This is a genomic window from Pseudomonas sp. ZS1P83, from assembly GCF_054897825.1.
In genome coordinates, this window is record NZ_CM142706.1 from 1,099,458 (window position 1) to 1,115,987 (window position 16,530).

The following is a 16,530-nucleotide window of genomic DNA, read 5'->3' on the forward strand; positions in this document are numbered from 1 at the left end:
AGTCGCGCCACCACGAGCCTCAAACCTGCCGCGCTACAACGGCAAATGCCGGCTCAGCAACGCCCGCAACGCCGCCGGTTTTACCGGTTTTGCCAGGTAATCCAGCCCCGCCGCATGCACCTGGGCCACCATCTCCGGTCGCCCATCGGCGCTGATCACTACCCCTGGCACCGGTTCACCCAGTTGGGTGCGTAACCACGCCATCAACTCGGTTCCGGTCTCGCCATGGTCCAGGTGGTAATCCACCAGCGCCAATTGCGGCCTCACGCCGTCACTGAGCAGCGCCGCGCATTCATCGCGGTTACGGGCGGTCCAGACCTGACAACCCCAGCGGGTGAGCAGGCTGTTCATGCCGATCAGGATGCTGTCCTCGTTATCGATGCACAGCACCTGCGCGCCGCTCGGCAATTTGCCGTTGAGTTCGACGGTTTTGGTCGGCAGGGCGGTTTGAGCACTAGCCAACGGCACACTGACGCTGAACACGCTGCCGCGCCCCGGCCAGGAGCGTACGCGCAAGGTATGACCCAGTACGCGACACAGCCCGTCAGCAATGGCCAGGCCCAGCCCCAAGCCTTTTTCAGCGCGGGTCTGGTGGCTGTCGAGGCGTTTGAATTCTTCGAAAATGACCCGCTGCTTATCCTCTGGAATGCCCGGACCACGGTCCCAGACCTCCAGGCACAGCTCGCCCTTGCGCCGGCGAACGCCCAGCAGCACCGGGCCTTTGGCGTAGCGGAAGGCATTGGTCAGGAAATTCTGCAGGATTCGTCGCAGCAATTTGATGTCGCTGTTGATTCGCAACGTACTGCCCCTGACACGGAATTTCAGCCCCTGGTCTCGGGCCAGCGCCTTGAACTCGGCACCGAGGATGTCGAACAGTTCGTTGAGCACAAAAGGCTTGGAGTCAGGATTGATCTTGCCGTTCTCCAAGCGGGAAATGTCCAGCAGGTCGCTGATCAAATCCTCGGCCGAGCGCAGTGAACTGTCCAAGTGATGAACCAGTTTCTGCGCCTCGCCGGATAAGCCGTCGTCTTGGTGGGAAAGGGCGGCGGAGAACAGTCGCGCTGCGTTCAACGGTTGCATCAAGTCATGGCTGACCGCCGCCAGGAAACGGGTTTTCGACTGGTTGGCCGACTCCGCGGTGCCCTTGGCTTCGGTCAGGGCAACGTTGAGTTGCGACAGTTCGTGAGTCCGCTCGGTCACCCGTCGCTCCAGGCCTTCGTTGGCTTCGGTCAGCGCTTGCTCCGACTCGCGGAACGCGGTGATGTCGGTGAAACTCATGACGAAACCGCCGCCGGGCATCGGGTTGCCGATCAGCTCGATCACACGGCCATTGGGGAAAAGTCTTTCAGAGGTATGGGCGCGGCCCTGACGCATCCAGTGCAAGCGGCGGGCGACGTGCACTTCGGCTTCGCCGGGGCCGCACAGGCCGCGCTCGGCGTTGTAGCGAATGATGTCGGCAATCGGTCGGCCAAGCCTGATCAGCCCATCCGGGTAATTGAACAACTCCAGATAGCGCCGGTTCCAGGCCACCAGTTTCAGCGACTGGTCGACCACGCTGATGCCCTGAGTGATGTTCTCGATCGCGCCTTGCAGCAGCGCGCGGTTGAATTGCAGCACCTCTGAGGCTTCATCGGCGATACGGACGACGTCCTCAAGCTGCATCTCCCGACCTTCGATAGCGGCTTTTACCACTGCCCGGGTCGAAGAAGCACCGAGCACACCGGCCAGCAAACGTTCGGTATGGGCGATCCATTCACCGTCGGCGTTCTGGTTCGGGTTGAAGCCTTTGCCTTGGCGGTAGGCGAAGCGGATAAAACTCTGACGGGCGCGTTCTTCGCCGACGAAGCGAGCCGCCAGCTGCAACAAATCGTCGATCTGAACCGACAGCATCGAACGGGCGCTGGGGCGGGCACTGATTTCCTGACCGATGAAGCGACCCGCCTGCCAGTGTTCCGAAACCCTCGTACGTGACAGCACCGAAACCCAGGCGAACAGCGTGAAGTTGCCCGCAAGAGACAGCACCACGCCCTGGGTCAGCGGGGTAATCGGCAGGTGCAGCGGGTTGCTGTGTAACCAGGCCAGACCGGGAAAACTGCTCAAGGACAAGCCGAGGCTGTTGGCGGCAATCGGCAGGACCAAGGTGTAGAACCACAGGAACGTCCCGGCGGCGAGGCCGGCGAACACACCGCGACGATTGGCCTGTTTCCAGTACAGCGCGCCGAGCATGGCCGGGGCCAGTTGGGTCACGGCGGCGAAGGCGATCTGGCCGATGGTCGCCAGGCTTGCCGTCGAGCCGAGCAGGCGATAACTGACGTAAGCCAGCAGCAGAATCACCACGATGCTCACTCGGCGGACCGAGAGCATCCACTGGCGGAACACTTCGAACGGCCGCTCCGCGTTATTGCGCCGCAGCAACCATGGCAACAGCATGTCGTTGGAGACCATGGTCGACAGCGCCACGCTGGCGACAATCACCATGCCGGTCGCCGCCGAGGCGCCACCGATAAACGCCAGCATCGCCAGGGCAGGGTGGGATTGAGCCAGCGGCAGGCTGATGACAAAAGAATCCGGCAGCACCGAGCTCGGCAGCATCATTTGGCCGGCGAGGGCGATGGGGACGACGAACAGCGCTGCCAGCGCCAGATAGGCTGGAAACACCCATTTGGCCAGGCGCAGATCCTGAGGGTCGATGTTTTCCACCACGGTTACGTGGAACTGCCGGGGCAGGCAGATGATGGCCATCATTGCCACGCCGGTTTGCACCACCATCGACGGCCAATTAATGGTTTCTTTCCAGTACTCCTCCAGACGCGGCGCGAGCATGGCCTGGTCGAACAGGTCCTCGAAACCGTCGTACAGGCCGTAGGTCACAAACGCGCCGACCGCGAGAAAAGCGAACAGCTTGACCAGCGATTCGAACGCAATCGCCAGCACCATGCCGCGGTGGTGTTCCGTGGCGTCGAGGTTACGGGTACCGAAGACAATGGTGAACAGCGCCAGCACCATCGACACGATCAACGCCGTGTCCTGGGCGCGAGTGCCCATGGCGTCGGCACCGGCGCCGATCAGCAAGTTCACCCCGAGCACAATGCCCTTCAGTTGCAACGCGATGTAGGGCAACACGCCGACCAGGCAGATCAGCGCCACCACCACTGCCAGCGACTGGGATTTGCCATAGCGGGCGGCGATGAAGTCGGCAATGGAGGTGATGTTCTCCTGCTTGCTGATCATCACCATTTTTTGCAGGACCCATGGCGCGCACACCAGCAGTAGAATCGGCCCGAGGTAGATCGGCAAGAAAGACCAGAGCTGTTCGGCGGCCTGGCCCACGGCGCCAAAGAAGGTCCAACTGGTGCAATAGACGGCCAGCGACAGGCTGTATACCCAAGCGCGCACCCGCGGCGGCAACGGCGTGCTGCGACGGTCGCCGTAGAAGGCGATGGCGAACATGATGGCCATATAGGCCAGGGCGACGGCGGCGATCAGCCCGCTGGACAGCGACATGGGAACTCCAGACAAAAGACACCCGGGACTCCCGCCCGGACAGACAGTCTCGCACGATGGCAGGGGTTAGTCAGTGTCGACCAAGGTCGCGGCGCGGCGGGGTGTCGCAGGTTGAAGGACCGTTCGATTTTTGGTGTCTGTGCCGCATAGAATCTTCCACAGGTTTCGTGTCGTATCCCAATCATGCGGTCAGCACGAAACCTGTGGGAGCGCGGCTTGCCCGCGAAGGCGGCTTCACTGACTCAATGCAATCCCGATCAACCGGTGCAGCTCCTCAACCTTTTGATTATTCTCTCGGTCGGCGCTCATCTCGCATTGATGCGTCAGCGGTCCAATGACCGCTAGCCTTGGCAGCCATTCACTTCGACGGACCGAGCATGAAAATCATCCGCAGCAAATCCTTCACCGCTGACCGTGCCTGGGGCGCTTTGGATATCGCCAACATGAACGGCATCACCACGCGTTTGCACTGGACCGATCAGCCCTATAAATGGCACATCAATGATGGGCAAGAAGTGTTCGTGGTGCTGGATGGAGTCGTGCAGATGCGTTATCGCGAAGAGGGTCAGGAGAAACAAGTAGTGTTGGGTGTAGGGGATATCTTTTATGCCGATGTCGGCACCGAACACGTTGCCCATCCGCAGGGGGCGGCGAGAATCCTGGTGATCGAGACTGAAGGCAGCGTCTGACGCTATATCTGCAAAACAGATAACAGTTAGAGATATTACCCGTTATATCGATATTCGATTCAGATCTACCATGGGCTCCACCTCCACAGTGGACAGGAGTTCACCATGACATGCCCCAACACCGCCCCAGTCGGTTTCAAACCTTTCAGTCATTTACAGCACCCGCGCGAAGTTATCCGCCAGTTCACGCCGAACTGGTTCGCCGCCACCATGGGCACCGGCGTGCTGGCGTTGGCGCTGGCGCAGCTGCCTGCCGCAAGTGCCGGTTTGCACGCGATTGCCGAAGCCCTTTGGCTGTTCAATATCGTGCTGTTCGTTTTGTTCACGGCGGTATACGCGGCACGTTGGGCGCTGTTTTTTGATGAGGCGCGGCGGATTTTCGGCCACTCCACGGTTTCGATGTTTTTCGGCACCATCCCCATGGGCCTGGCGACCATCATTAATGGCTTTCTGGTGTTCGGTTTACCGCGTTGGGGCGAGGGCGTGGTTCATGTCGCCGAGGTGCTGTGGTGGCTGGATGTGGCGATGTCGCTGGCGTGTGGCGTGCTGATTCCCTACATGATGTTCACCCGTCAGGAACACAGCATCGACCAGATGACTGCCGTCTGGCTGTTGCCGGTGGTCGCGGCGGAAGTGGCGGCCGCCAGCGGTGGTCTGTTGGCGCCGCACCTGACGGATGCCCATTCGCAACTGGTGGTATTGGTGACCAGCTACGTGCTTTGGGCATTTTCCTTACCGGTGGCGTTCAGCATTCTGACCATTCTGTTGCTGCGCATGGCGCTGCATAAGTTGCCCCACGAAAACATGGCCGCCTCCAGCTGGTTGGCGCTGGGCCCGATCGGCACTGGGGCGCTGGGCATGTTGCTGCTGGGGGCCGATGCGCCGGCCATCTTTGCGGCCAACGGTCTGCCGGGCATCGGTGAGATCGCCGCAGGGCTGGGGTTAGTGGCCGGGATCACACTGTGGGGCTTTGGTTTGTGGTGGATGCTGATCGCGGTGCTCATCACCCTGCGTTACCTGCGCGTCGGTATCCCTTTCAATCTCGGCTGGTGGGGATTCACCTTCCCGTTGGGCGTCTATTCTCTGGCAACGTTGAAACTGGCCAGCACCTTGAACCTGACGTTTTTCAGTGTCTTCGGCTGTGTGTTGGTGGTGTTGCTGGCGGTGATGTGGCTGATCGTCGCCAAACGGACGCTGCAGGGCGCATGGCGGGGCGAGTTGTTTGTCTCGCCGTGCATTGCACAGATTAAAGCAACAACCTGCAAAGTTTAGGTAATGTGTGGCCTGGATCGTCGTTCGATATTCCAATAACGGTATCCACGCCACTCTCTACCCAACATCAGGGACACATGGAAGATGAGTCACCCCTCACAGTTCACCTTGCTTCGCACCCGGCGCTTCCTGCCATTTTTCGTCACGCAGTCGCTCGGGGCGTTCAACGACAACATCTTCAAGCAGTCGCTGATCCTCGCCATTTTGTACAAGCTGACTATCGAGGGTGATCGCTCGATTTGGGTCAACCTGTGCGCGCTGCTGTTCATCCTGCCGTTTTTTCTGTTCTCGGCGCTGGCCGGGCAGTTCGGTGAAAAGTTCGCCAAGGACGCGCTGATCCGTCTGATCAAGCTAGGGGAAATCGCCATCATGGCGGTCGGCGCAGTCGGTTTCATGTTCGATCACCTGTCACTGATGCTGGTGGCGCTGTTTGCCATGGGTACTCACTCAGCGCTGTTCGGGCCGGTGAAATACTCGATCCTGCCGCAGGCCTTGCGTGACGAAGAGCTGGTGGGTGGCAACGGCCTTGTGGAAATGGGCACCTTCCTGGCGATCCTCGCCGGGACCATCGGCGCCGGGATCATGATGTCGTCCAGTCATTACGCGCCGATCGTCTCCACGGCGATCATCGGTGTTGCGGTGCTCGGCTATCTGGCCAGCCGCAGCATTCCACGGGCCGCGGCCGCCTCACCTGAAATGCGTCTGAACTGGAACATTTTCAGCCAGTCCTGGGCCACATTAAAACTGGGCTTGGGGCAGACCCCTGCGGTGTCGCGCTCGATTGTCGGCAACTCATGGTTCTGGTTTGTCGGGGCGATTTATCTGACGCAGATCCCGGCGTACGCCAAGGAGTGGATGCACGGCGATGAAACCGTGGTGACGCTGATTCTTACCGTGTTCTCGGTCGGTATCGCACTCGGTTCGATGCTCTGCGAGAAACTGTCCGGACGCAAAGTCGAGATCGGACTGGTGCCGTTCGGCTCGTTCGGTCTGACGGTGTTTGGTTTGCTGCTGTGGTGGCATTCCGGTGGAATTCCCGACAGCGTCACCGGCCATGGCTGGATCGAAATCCTCGGCTTCGGTCACACCTGGTTGGTGTTGATCGACATTCTGGGGCTTGGCGTGTTCGGCGGTTTCTACATCGTGCCGCTGTACGCGCTGATTCAGTCACGTACCCCCGAGAACGAGCGGGCGCGGGTGATTGCCGCCAACAATATTCTCAACGCGCTGTTCATGGTGATCTCGGCGATTGTCTCGATCGTCTTGCTGAGCATGGTCAAGTTGTCGATCCCGCAGTTGTTCCTGGTGGTGTCGCTGCTGAACATCGGCGTGAATGCCTACATCTTCAGCATTGTCCCTGAGTTCAGCATGCGCTTCATGATCTGGCTGCTCAGCCATTCCATGTACCGCGTGGAGCATCGCAATCTGGAGCTGATTCCCGATGAAGGCGCGGCGTTGCTGGTGTGCAATCACGTGTCCTTCGTCGATGCCTTGCTGATTGGCGGCGCGGTGCGTCGGCCGATTCGCTTTGTGATGTATTACAAGATCTACAACTTGCCGGTGCTCAATTTTATCTTTCGCACGGCCGGGACCATTCCGATCGCGGGGCGCCAGGAAGACATTCAGATCTACGAAAAAGCGTTCACGCGCATTGCTCAGTATCTGAAGGACGGCGAGTTGGTGTGCATCTTCCCTGAGGGCAAATTGACCGCCGATGGCGAGATCAACGAGTTCAAGGGCGGGCTGAGGCGGATTCTCGAACAGACGCCGGTGCCGGTGATTCCGCTGGCATTGCAGGGTTTGTGGGGGAGTTTCTTCAGCCGCGACCCGCAAAAGGGCGTGTTTCGCCGGTTGTGGTCGCGGGTGACGCTGGTGGCAGGGCCTGCGGTGTCGGTTGAAGCGGCAGAACCCGCCCAGTTGCAAGGGTTGGTGGGGGATTTGCGCGGTACTAGTCGCTAATACCTGTCCATGCGGGCCGCTGCACCAGCGAGCCCGCTCTGACGGATGTTCAGCCCGCCATCGCCAATCGGTTGCGCCCCTCGCGCTTGGCCACATACAACGCGCTGTCGGCCCGTCGCAACAGGCTATCGGCAGACTCGCCGGGCAATAGGGTCGAGCAGCCAAGGCTGACCGTCAGCTCGACCAAATGGCCGTCGGCGGCATACTCCTCAGCCTGCGCGGCAAACCGCAGTCGCTCACCGACCAGGGCTGCCGCTTCCCGGTTGGTGTTGGAAAGCAAGATCAGGAACTCCTCTCCACCAAACCGGAAAACCATGTCCACGTTGCGTAACTGGCTTTTGATCGAGGCTGCGACGGCCTTGAGCACGTGATCGCCGGCGCTGTGTCCGTGGTTGTCGTTGATGCGTTTGAAGTGATCAATGTCCAGCATTAGCAGCGACAAGGGTTGCAGATGCCGACGCGCCATCTCGATTTCCCGTTGCAGGGTCTGATCCATGGCGATGCGGTTGCCGGTGTCCGTGAGCGGATCGCGCAAGGCACTTTGGGTGGCGGCGCGGTAGAGCAGGGCATTGCGCATCGGATACATCAACGCGGACAGCAGCGACTCGAGGTGGCCCTGTTCCTGCTCGCTGAACCGCTGATTGCGGCGGAACATCAGTTCACCCAGGTGCTCGTCTTCATGGCTGAGGCTGTAGCTGATCGAGTGATGGCCGCGCAGGCCGAACTCCAGTCGCAAGTCGCTGGCCTCGTGCTGATAGCTCAAGGCGTCGAGCGGTACAAGTCGCTGAATTTCACGAAAGAAGAGCCCCAGAATGCGTTGCGGCTCAAGACTGGTTTGCAGCTGCAGGCTCAGCTTCTGGCGCAGTTGCGCAAGGCTGACCGGCCTCTCCAGAAGGAGAGACTGCTGACCAAGGCCCAGGCGTTGCAATTTGGCAACATCGAAGTCAATTGCGTTGGTCTGGGAAGGTGATTTCATTTGGCGTCCGCCCGATTGCTTTCACACTGCGTGTCTGAGCAAATTTAGAGCGAAAGTCGTGCCATTCAGTTCAGTCGAATATAAAGCGTTATAAATCAATAGCTTGATAGTTGTTTAAAAAATTTTTCCGAACGCGGTGGCAGTTGTTTGACTTGCATCAGTGTGGTTGTGGCGCACTTTGAGTGCCGCGACAGGAAGCCGTCGCAGCACAAAAGTAATGCGCGGGCGTTACTGAGCGTTGAACGCCTGACCGTTGATACCGGTGCTGTCCGGACCCATCAGGTAGAGGTAGACCGGCATGATCTCCTCGGGCGTCGGGTTGTTCAGTGGGTTTTCACCCGGATAAGCCTGGGCGCGCATGCTGGTGCGCGTGGCGCCCGGGTTGATGCTGTTGGAGCGCACCGGTGCCACGGTGTCGACTTCGTCCGCCAGGGTTTGCATCAAGCCCTCGGTGGCGAACTTGGAGACGCCATATGCGCCCCAATACGCGCGACCCTTGCGACCGACGCTGCTGGAAGTGAACACCACCGAGGCGTCCTGAGACAGCTTGAGCAGCGGCAGCAGGGTGCTGGTGAGCATGAACATGGCGTTGACGTTGACATGCATGACGCGCATGAAGTTTTCGCCAGACAACTGCTCGATCGGCGTGCGCGGGCCAATGATCGACGCGTTGTGCAGCAAACCGTCAAGGTGGCCGAATTCGGTTTCGATCATCGCTGCCAGCTCATCGTATTGATGGGGCAGGGCGGTTTCCAGGTTAAACGGGATCACGGCCGGTTGTGGATGGCCAGCGGCTTCGATTTCGTCGTAGACCTGAGTCAGGTTAGCTTCGGTCTTGCCCAGCAACAGCACGGTGGCACCGTGCGCGGCGAAGGTTTTCGCGGCGGCAGCGCCGATGCCACGGCCAGCGCCGGTGACCAGGATGACCCGGGCCTTGAGCAAATCTGGGCGGGCGGAATAATCAAACATAAAAAAACCTCAACAAATCAGAAAGCGGACCCTGTAGGAGCATGGCTTGCCAGCGATGGCGTCTTCAGAATCGCCATCGCCGGCAAGCCGTGCTCCTACGAAAAGCGGCTCAGCAACCACACAAAGCGTTATCCAGCACCTTGCGCAACTCCAGCGGATGATCGACCACCACATCCGCGCCCCAATGCCGCGGGTTATCGTCCGGATGAATGTAGCCATAGGTCACGGCAGCCGTTTTGGTGCCGGCATCGCGACCGGACTCGATATCGCGCAAGTCATCACCCACAAACAGCACGCTGGCCGGGTCCAGGTCGAGCATCTTGCACGCCAGAATCAACGGCTCGGGGTCCGGTTTGCTGTTCTTCACATGGTCCGGGCAGATCAGCAGCGCCGAGCGCTCGGCCAATCCAAGCTGCTGCATGATCGGCTCGGCAAACCGCAGCGGCTTGTTGGTGACCACGCCCCAGATCAGGTTGGCCTTCTCGATGTCGGCCAGCAGTTCGCCCATGCCGTCGAAGAGTTTGCTGTGAACCGCGCAACCGACGAGGTAGCGCTCCAGGAAGTCCAGACGCAACGCCTCGAAACCCGGTGATTCCGGGTCCATGGAGAAGGTCACGGCGACCATCGCCTTGGCGCCGCCGGAGATCTCATCGCGAATGTGCTGGTCGTTCATCGGCGGCAGGCCGCGGTCGGCACGCATCGCCTGACAGATCGCAATGAAGTCCGGCGCGGTGTCGAGCAGGGTGCCGTCCATGTCGAAAAGAACTGCTCTGATACGCATCGGCTTACTCCTCGCGCAGGGTCTGGATCATGTAGTTGACGTCCACGTCGCAGGCCAGTTTGTAGTGCTTGGTCAGCGGATTGTAGGTCAGGCCGATGATGTCCTTGACGGTCAGGCCGGCCATGCGGCTCCAGGCGCCGAGCTCGGAAGGGCGGATGAACTTCTTGAAGTCGTGGGTGCCGCGCGGCAGCAGCTTCATGATGTATTCCGCGCCGACGATAGCGAACAGGTACGCCTTCGGGTTGCGATTGATGGTGGAGAAGAACACCTGACCACCGGGTTTCACCATGCGGAAACAGGCGCGGATCACCGAGGATGGATCCGGCACGTGCTCGAGCATTTCCAGGCACGTGACCACGTCGAACTGCTCAGGCATTTCTTCGGCCAGCGCTTCGGCGGTGGTCTGCCGGTATTCGACGCTCACGCCGGATTCCAGTTGATGCAGTTGCGCGACCGCCAGCGGCGCTTCGCCCATGTCGATGCCCATGACGGTCGCGCCGCGCTGGGCCATGGCTTCGCTGAGGATGCCGCCGCCGCAACCGACGTCGAGGACTTTCTTGCCGGCCAGATGGACTCGCTCGTCAATCCAGTTAACCCGCAGCGGGTTGATGTCGTGCAGCGGTTTGAACTCGCTTTCGCGGTCCCACCAGCGATGGGCCAGGGCTTCGAATTTGGCGATTTCGGCGTAGTCGACGTTGCTCATGGTTAAGTCCTCTAAAACTTGAAAAATCCTGTTGCCCCGGTGGTGGGTCCGGGGGGGCTTACGATTCGGTATGGCCACTGATGCGTAGGCCCCAGGCCTTGGCGGTGGCGCAAAGCTGTTCTTCATCCAGGCGAGTCAGGCGACGGTCGTCGAGCAGTTGCTTGCCAGCGACCCAAAGGTGTTTCACGCAATCGCGGCCGGTGGCATATATAAGCTGCGAAACCGGGTCGTAGACCGGTTGCTGCGCCAGGCCAGAGAGGTCGAATGCGACGATGTCTGCTGCTTTGCCGACTTCCAGCGAACCGACGTCAGCCTCGATCCCTAGCGCACGCGCGCCGTTGAGCGTGGCCATGCGCAGGGCGCGATGAGCGTCCAGCGCGGTGGCCGAGCCGGCGACGGCTTTGGCCAGTAATGCGGCGGTGCGGGTTTCGCCGAGCAGGTCCAGGTCATTGTTGCTGGCCGCGCCATCGGTGCCGACCGCCACATTGACGCCAGCCTGCCACAAGCGCTCCACCGGGCAGAACCCGCTGGCCAGCTTCAGGTTCGACTCCGGGCAATGAATCACGTTGGTGTTACTTTCTACCAGCAATACCAGGTCTTCATCGCTGATCTGCGTCATGTGAACCGCCTGAAAGCGCGGCCCCAGCAAACCCAGGCGCCCGAGGCGGGCCAATGGGCGTTCGCCGCGTTGCTCGATGGACTGCTGCACTTCATAAGCCGTTTCATGCACGTGCATATGGATCGAGGCGTCCAGTTCTTCGGTGATCACCCGGATTTTCTCCAGGGTCTCGTCGCCCACGGTGTAGGGTGCGTGAGGGCCGAAGGTCACTTTGATGCGCTCGTGGTGCTTGAGATCGCCGAACAATTCGACGCCCTGACGAATGGCTTCGTCCGCCGTACTGGCGCCCGGGATCGGGAAGTCGAGGATCGGAATCGCGATTTGCGCGCGAATGCCGCTGTTATGGACGCGCTCGCTGGCAACCTTCGGGAAGAAATACAGGTCAGAGAAGCAGGTGATGCCACCTTTGATCTGCTCGGCGATCGCCAGGTCAGTGCCGTCACGTACGAAAGCTTCATCGACCCACTTGGCTTCGGCCGGCCAGATGTGGTTTTCCAGCCAGGTCATCAGGGGCAAATCATCGGCCAGACCACGGAACAGCGTCATCGCCGCATGCCCGTGGGCATTGATCAAGCCAGGGCAGAGCAACATGTCCGGCAGTTCGCGGACTTCAGTTGCGTTAAGCTTCAGTGCTGCGGCGCGCGGGCCGATAAAGACAATGCGCCCGTCACGGATGCCGAGGGCGTGCTCTTTGAGGACAACGCCAGCGGGTTCGACGGGTACCAGCCAGGTCGGCAGCAATAACAGGTCGAGCGCAACGGCAGTGTTCAACATCGAGAGTCGGTTCCAGAGCTTTTGTGAAGGATGGCGAAGTATACCCGAGCGTCTTCGCAGGGGGATCGCTATAATCGACGGCTTTTGTTCATGAGTACGGGGTGAGGGATGCGCGATCGACTGTTGGCTGCGGAGAAGGTGAAGGCCATCGATTGGCGTGATGGCGCCCTGTACCTGCTGGATCAGCGTATTTTACCGTTCGAGGAAACGTGGATCGCCTACACCAGCGCCGCTGGCGTGGCCGAGGCCATTCGTTCGATGGTGGTGCGCGGCGCGCCGGCGATTGGCATCAGTGTCGCCTATGGCGTCGTGCTGGCGGCCCGTGCGCGGTTTGCCAAGGGTGGCGACTGGCAGGCGGCGCTGGAAGAGGATTTCGCGCTGCTCGCCGACTCCCGTCCGACAGCGGTTAACCTGTTCTGGGCGCTGGGCCGCATGCGCGACCGACTTGAGCGTCTGAAGCATCACGCCGATCCGCTGGCGGTGCTGGAGGCGGAGGCTATCGCCATTCACGAGAGTGATCGCGAAGCCAACCTGACCATGGCGCAACTGGGCGTGGACCTGATTCGTAAGCATCAGGGCAACGCCCAGGCGATTCTGACGCATTGCAACACCGGCGCACTGGCCACCGGCGGCTTTGGTACGGCGCTTGGCGTTATTCGTGGGGCGTTCATCGAGGGCATGGTCGAGCGCGTCTATGCCGACGAAACCCGTCCATGGCTGCAAGGTTCTCGGTTGACCGCATGGGAGTTGGCCAACGAAGGCATTCCCGTGACCGTCAATGCCGACTCCGCCGCTGCGCACATCATGAAGACCAAAGGCATTACCTGGGTGATCGTCGGCGCTGACCGGATCACCGCCAATGGCGACGTGGCCAACAAAATCGGCACCTATCAGCTGGCGGTGAACGCCATGCACCACGGCGTGCGCTTCATGGTGGTGGCGCCGAGTTCGACCATCGACATGAACCTGGCCAGCGGTGATGACATCCCGATTGAAGAGCGCGACGGTCGTGAGTTGCTGGAAGTCGGCGGCAAGCGGGTCGGCGCCGATGTCGATGCGTTCAACCCGGTGTTCGACGTGACTCCGGCTGACTTGATCGATGTGATCGTCACCGAAAAAGGCATCGTCGAGCGTCCGGACACCGCGAAAATGGCGCAGTTGATGTGCCGCAAGCGCCTGCATTAAAGATATCTGGCGCCAGTTAGAATGCCTTCGCGAGCAGGCTCGCTCCCACAGGGGATTTGTGGACGACGCAGATCAATGTGGGAGCGAGCCTGCTCGCGAAGGGGTCATGACAGTCACCAAACAACCCTCATTCACCCCGAAATTCTTCATTCAAAAAGGCTCTGAGCCTCTCTCGTCCCCTTCAAGCCTGCCACCACTCAACTAACTACACTCCATGCGCATCAGGGGGATAGGTGCGTGGCGGCTCTTGTGATAACATTCGGCGGTTTCCAAGGTAGCCCAATGTGGCTGCCTTTACTGCGCAGATCCATGGCATAACTCGTTGATTTGTCGTAAGTCGGTGCATGGCACTCAGCCTGCAGCGGCGAGCTTCGTTCGTCCCATATGGATGTGACGAGGTTTCACCAGAAAAAGGAATCAGGCTTCTCATGGGCGAACTGGCCAAAGAAATCCTCCCGGTCAATATCGAAGACGAGCTGAAGCAGTCCTACCTCGACTACGCGATGAGCGTAATTGTCGGGCGGGCACTGCCGGATGCGCGCGATGGCTTGAAGCCCGTGCACCGGCGTGTGCTGTTCGCGATGAGCGAGCTGGGCAACGACTTCAACAAGCCGTACAAGAAATCTGCCCGTGTTGTCGGTGACGTGATCGGTAAGTATCACCCTCACGGTGATACCGCGGTGTACGACACCATCGTTCGGATGGCGCAGCCATTCTCGCTGCGCTACCTGCTGGTAGACGGTCAAGGCAACTTCGGTTCCGTGGACGGCGACAACGCCGCCGCCATGCGATACACCGAAGTGCGCATGACCAAGCTGGCGCACGAGCTGCTGGCTGACCTGCACAAAGAAACCGTGGACTGGGTGCCGAACTACGACGGCACCGAAATGATCCCGGCGGTCATGCCGACCCGTATTCCCAACCTGTTGGTCAACGGCTCCAGCGGTATCGCTGTGGGCATGGCAACCAACATTCCGCCGCACAACCTCGGTGAAGTCATCGACGGTTGCCTGGCACTCATCGACAACCCCGAGTTGACCATCGATGAGCTGATGCAATACATCCCCGGTCCGGACTTCCCGACCGCCGCGATCATCAACGGTCGCGCCGGCATCATCGAAGCCTACCGCACCGGTCGTGGCCGCATTTACATGCGCGCCCGCTCGATGATCGAAGACATCGACAAGGTCGGTGGCCGTCAGCAGATCGTCATCACCGAGCTCCCTTACCAGCTGAACAAGGCCCGTCTGATCGAGAAGATCGCCGAGCTGGTAAAAGAGAAGAAGCTCGAAGGCATCACCGAACTGCGCGACGAGTCCGACAAGGACGGTATGCGCGTCGTGATCGAGCTGCGTCGCGGCGAAGTGCCTGAGGTGATCCTCAACAACCTCTACGCCCAGACCCAGCTGCAAGCGGTATTCGGTATCAACATCGTCGCGCTGATCGACGGCCGTCCACGCATCCTGAACCTCAAGGACCTGCTGGAAGCCTTCGTTCGTCACCGTCGCGAAGTCGTTACCCGTCGTACCGTGTTCGAACTGCGTAAAGCCCGCGAACGTGGTCACATTCTGGAAGGTCAAGCGGTTGCCCTGTCGAACATCGACCCGGTCATCGCCCTGATCAAAGCCTCGCCAACGCCGTCGGAAGCCAAGGAAGCGCTGATCAAAATGGCGTGGGAATCTTCCGCCGTGGTCGCGATGGTTGAACGTGCCGGCGCTGATTCGTGCCGTCCAGAGACCCTGGACCCGCAATACGGTCTGCGCGAAGGCAAGTACTTCCTGTCGCCGGAACAGGCGCAAGCCATTCTGGAACTGCGTCTGCACCGTCTGACCGGTCTGGAACACGAAAAGCTGCTGGCCGAGTATCAAGAGATCCTCAACCAGATCGGCGAACTGATCCGCATCCTCAGCAGCGCCACGCGCCTGATGGAAGTGATCCGTGAAGAGCTGGAAGTGATCCGTGCCGAATACGGCGATGTGCGCCGCACCGAGATTCTCGATGCCCGTCTCGACCTGACCCTGGGTGACATGATCCCGGAAGAAGAGCGCGTCGTGACCATTTCCCACGGTGGCTACGCCAAGACCCAGCCTTTGGCTGCGTACCAGGCTCAGCGGCGTGGCGGTAAAGGCAAATCGGCTACTGGCGTCAAGGATGAGGACTACATCGCTCACCTGCTGGTCGCCAACAGCCACACCACGCTGCTGCTGTTCTCCAGCAAAGGCAAAGTGTACTGGCTGAAAACCTACGAAATCCCGGAAGCGTCCCGCGCTGCCCGTGGTCGTCCGTTGGTCAACCTGCTGCCGCTGGGCGAGGGTGAATACATCACCACCATGCTGCCGGTCGATGAGTACACTGAAGGTCACTTCATCTTCATGGCCACCGCCAACGGCACCGTGAAGAAGACCCCGCTGGAATCCTTCAGCCGTCAACGCAGCGTTGGCCTGATCGCGCTGGAACTGGACGAAGGCGACGTGCTGATTTCTGCCTCCATTACCGATGGCGAGCGCGAAGTCATGCTGTTCTCCGACGGCGGCAAGGTCACTCGCTTCAAGGAAACCGATGTTCGCGCCATGGGCCGTACCGCTCGCGGTGTCCGCGGCATGCGTCTGCCGGAAGGCCAGAAGCTGATTTCGATGCTGATCCCGGAAGAAGGCAGCCAGATTCTCACCGCTTCGGCGCGTGGTTACGGCAAGCGTACGGCGATCACCGAGTTCCCTGAGTACAAACGTGGCGGTCAGGGCGTTATCGCCATGGTCAGCAACGACCGTAACGGCCGTCTGGTCGGTGCAGTCCAGGTGCTTGATGGTGAGGAAATCATGCTGATTTCCGACCAGGGCACCCTGGTGCGTACGCGTGTCGACGAAGTCTCCAGCCTGGGTCGTAACACCCAGGGTGTGACCTTGATCAAGCTGGCCAGCGATGAAAAGCTGGTAGGTCTGGAACGGGTTCAGGAACCGTCGGAAGTCGAAGGCGAAGAGCTGGAAGGTGAAGAGGGTGCAGTGTTCGACGGTGAAGTCGTGATCGACGACGTTGCCGAAGACCAGCAACTCGACGCCGCCGCTGACGAAGAACCGCAGGAATAAGCGGACAAACGGGGGG

At 60.2% G+C, this 16,530-nt stretch carries 11 protein-coding genes; 5 read left to right on the forward strand and 6 right to left on the reverse strand.

Annotated features, from left to right (window positions below):
* Positions 1-33: 33 nt before the first annotated feature.
* Positions 34-3,504, reverse strand: coding sequence for a hybrid sensor histidine kinase/response regulator (locus ACYZT0_RS05330; RefSeq protein WP_462044932.1), 3,471 nt, complete (start codon positions 3,502-3,504; stop codon positions 34-36).
* A 377-nt stretch (positions 3,505-3,881) separates the two neighbouring features.
* On the opposite strand from ACYZT0_RS05330, the gene ACYZT0_RS05335 reads away from it, so the two are divergent.
* From ACYZT0_RS05335 to ACYZT0_RS05345, 3 genes are all read left to right on the forward strand, one after another.
* Positions 3,882-4,193 (forward strand): cupin domain-containing protein, encoded by a 312-nt coding sequence (locus ACYZT0_RS05335; protein WP_462044933.1) that lies wholly within the window; start codon positions 3,882-3,884, stop codon positions 4,191-4,193.
* 105 nt (positions 4,194-4,298) lie between these two features.
* Positions 4,299-5,465: a TDT family transporter gene (locus ACYZT0_RS05340; RefSeq protein WP_462044934.1), complete on the forward strand. Its 1,167-nt coding sequence runs from the start codon at positions 4,299-4,301 to the stop codon at positions 5,463-5,465.
* Positions 5,466-5,549: 84 nt separating this feature from the next.
* Positions 5,550-7,424, forward strand: coding sequence for an MFS transporter (locus tag ACYZT0_RS05345; RefSeq protein ID WP_462044935.1), 1,875 nt, complete (start codon positions 5,550-5,552; stop codon positions 7,422-7,424).
* A 49-nt stretch (positions 7,425-7,473) separates the two neighbouring features.
* On the opposite strand, the gene ACYZT0_RS05350 is transcribed toward ACYZT0_RS05345, so the two are convergent.
* The 5 genes from ACYZT0_RS05350 to ACYZT0_RS05370 form a co-directional block, all read right to left on the reverse strand.
* A complete protein-coding gene (locus ACYZT0_RS05350; RefSeq protein WP_462044936.1) occupies positions 7,474-8,400 on the reverse strand; it encodes a GGDEF domain-containing protein in 927 nt (308 codons plus the stop codon).
* Positions 8,401-8,628: 228 nt separating this feature from the next.
* Positions 8,629-9,369 carry a YciK family oxidoreductase gene (locus tag ACYZT0_RS05355; RefSeq protein WP_462044937.1) on the reverse strand — a complete coding sequence of 247 codons (741 nt, stop codon included), beginning with the start codon at positions 9,367-9,369 and terminating at the stop codon, positions 8,629-8,631.
* A gap of 109 nt (positions 9,370-9,478) precedes the next feature.
* Positions 9,479-10,150, reverse strand: a complete 672-nt coding sequence (gene mupP / locus ACYZT0_RS05360; protein ID WP_462044938.1) for an N-acetylmuramic acid 6-phosphate phosphatase MupP — start codon at positions 10,148-10,150, stop codon at positions 9,479-9,481.
* Positions 10,151-10,154: 4 nt separating this feature from the next.
* Entirely contained in the window at positions 10,155-10,853 is a 699-nt protein-coding gene (gene ubiG, locus ACYZT0_RS05365; protein WP_462044939.1) for a bifunctional 2-polyprenyl-6-hydroxyphenol methylase/3-demethylubiquinol 3-O-methyltransferase UbiG, read from the reverse strand.
* 58 nt (positions 10,854-10,911) lie between these two features.
* Entirely contained in the window at positions 10,912-12,246 is a 1,335-nt protein-coding gene (locus ACYZT0_RS05370; protein WP_462044940.1) for a TRZ/ATZ family hydrolase, read from the reverse strand.
* Positions 12,247-12,354: 108 nt separating this feature from the next.
* On the opposite strand from ACYZT0_RS05370, the gene mtnA reads away from it, so the two are divergent.
* Together mtnA and gyrA are read left to right on the forward strand one after the other, a co-directional pair.
* Complete coding sequence (gene mtnA, locus ACYZT0_RS05375) at positions 12,355-13,431, forward strand: S-methyl-5-thioribose-1-phosphate isomerase (protein ID WP_462044941.1); 1,077 nt, start codon at positions 12,355-12,357, stop codon at positions 13,429-13,431.
* Positions 13,432-13,859: 428 nt separating this feature from the next.
* Entirely contained in the window at positions 13,860-16,514 is a 2,655-nt protein-coding gene (gene gyrA, locus ACYZT0_RS05380) for a DNA gyrase subunit A (protein WP_462044942.1), read from the forward strand.
* The last annotated feature ends 16 nt before the right edge of the window (positions 16,515-16,530 follow it).

Excerpts from the sequence above, each read along its gene's own strand:
- mupP (WP_462044938.1), bottom strand. The coding sequence starts at position 10,150 with ATGCGTATCAGAGCAGTTCTTTTCGACATGGACGGCACCCTGCTCGAC.
- ACYZT0_RS05330 (WP_462044932.1), bottom strand. The coding sequence starts at position 3,504 with ATGTCGCTGTCCAGCGGGCTGATCGCCGCCGTCGCCCTGGCCTATATG.
- ubiG (WP_462044939.1), bottom strand. The coding sequence starts at position 10,853 with ATGAGCAACGTCGACTACGCCGAAATCGCCAAATTCGAAGCCCTGGCC.
- gyrA (WP_462044942.1), top strand. The coding sequence starts at position 13,860 with ATGGGCGAACTGGCCAAAGAAATCCTCCCGGTCAATATCGAAGACGAG.
- ACYZT0_RS05355 (WP_462044937.1), bottom strand. The coding sequence starts at position 9,369 with ATGTTTGATTATTCCGCCCGCCCAGATTTGCTCAAGGCCCGGGTCATC.
- ACYZT0_RS05350 (WP_462044936.1), bottom strand. The coding sequence starts at position 8,400 with ATGAAATCACCTTCCCAGACCAACGCAATTGACTTCGATGTTGCCAAA.
- ACYZT0_RS05345 (WP_462044935.1), top strand. The coding sequence starts at position 5,550 with ATGAGTCACCCCTCACAGTTCACCTTGCTTCGCACCCGGCGCTTCCTG.
- ACYZT0_RS05335 (WP_462044933.1), top strand. The coding sequence starts at position 3,882 with ATGAAAATCATCCGCAGCAAATCCTTCACCGCTGACCGTGCCTGGGGC.
- mtnA (WP_462044941.1), top strand. The coding sequence starts at position 12,355 with ATGCGCGATCGACTGTTGGCTGCGGAGAAGGTGAAGGCCATCGATTGG.
- ACYZT0_RS05370 (WP_462044940.1), bottom strand. The coding sequence starts at position 12,246 with ATGTTGAACACTGCCGTTGCGCTCGACCTGTTATTGCTGCCGACCTGG.
- ACYZT0_RS05340 (WP_462044934.1), top strand. The coding sequence starts at position 4,299 with ATGACATGCCCCAACACCGCCCCAGTCGGTTTCAAACCTTTCAGTCAT.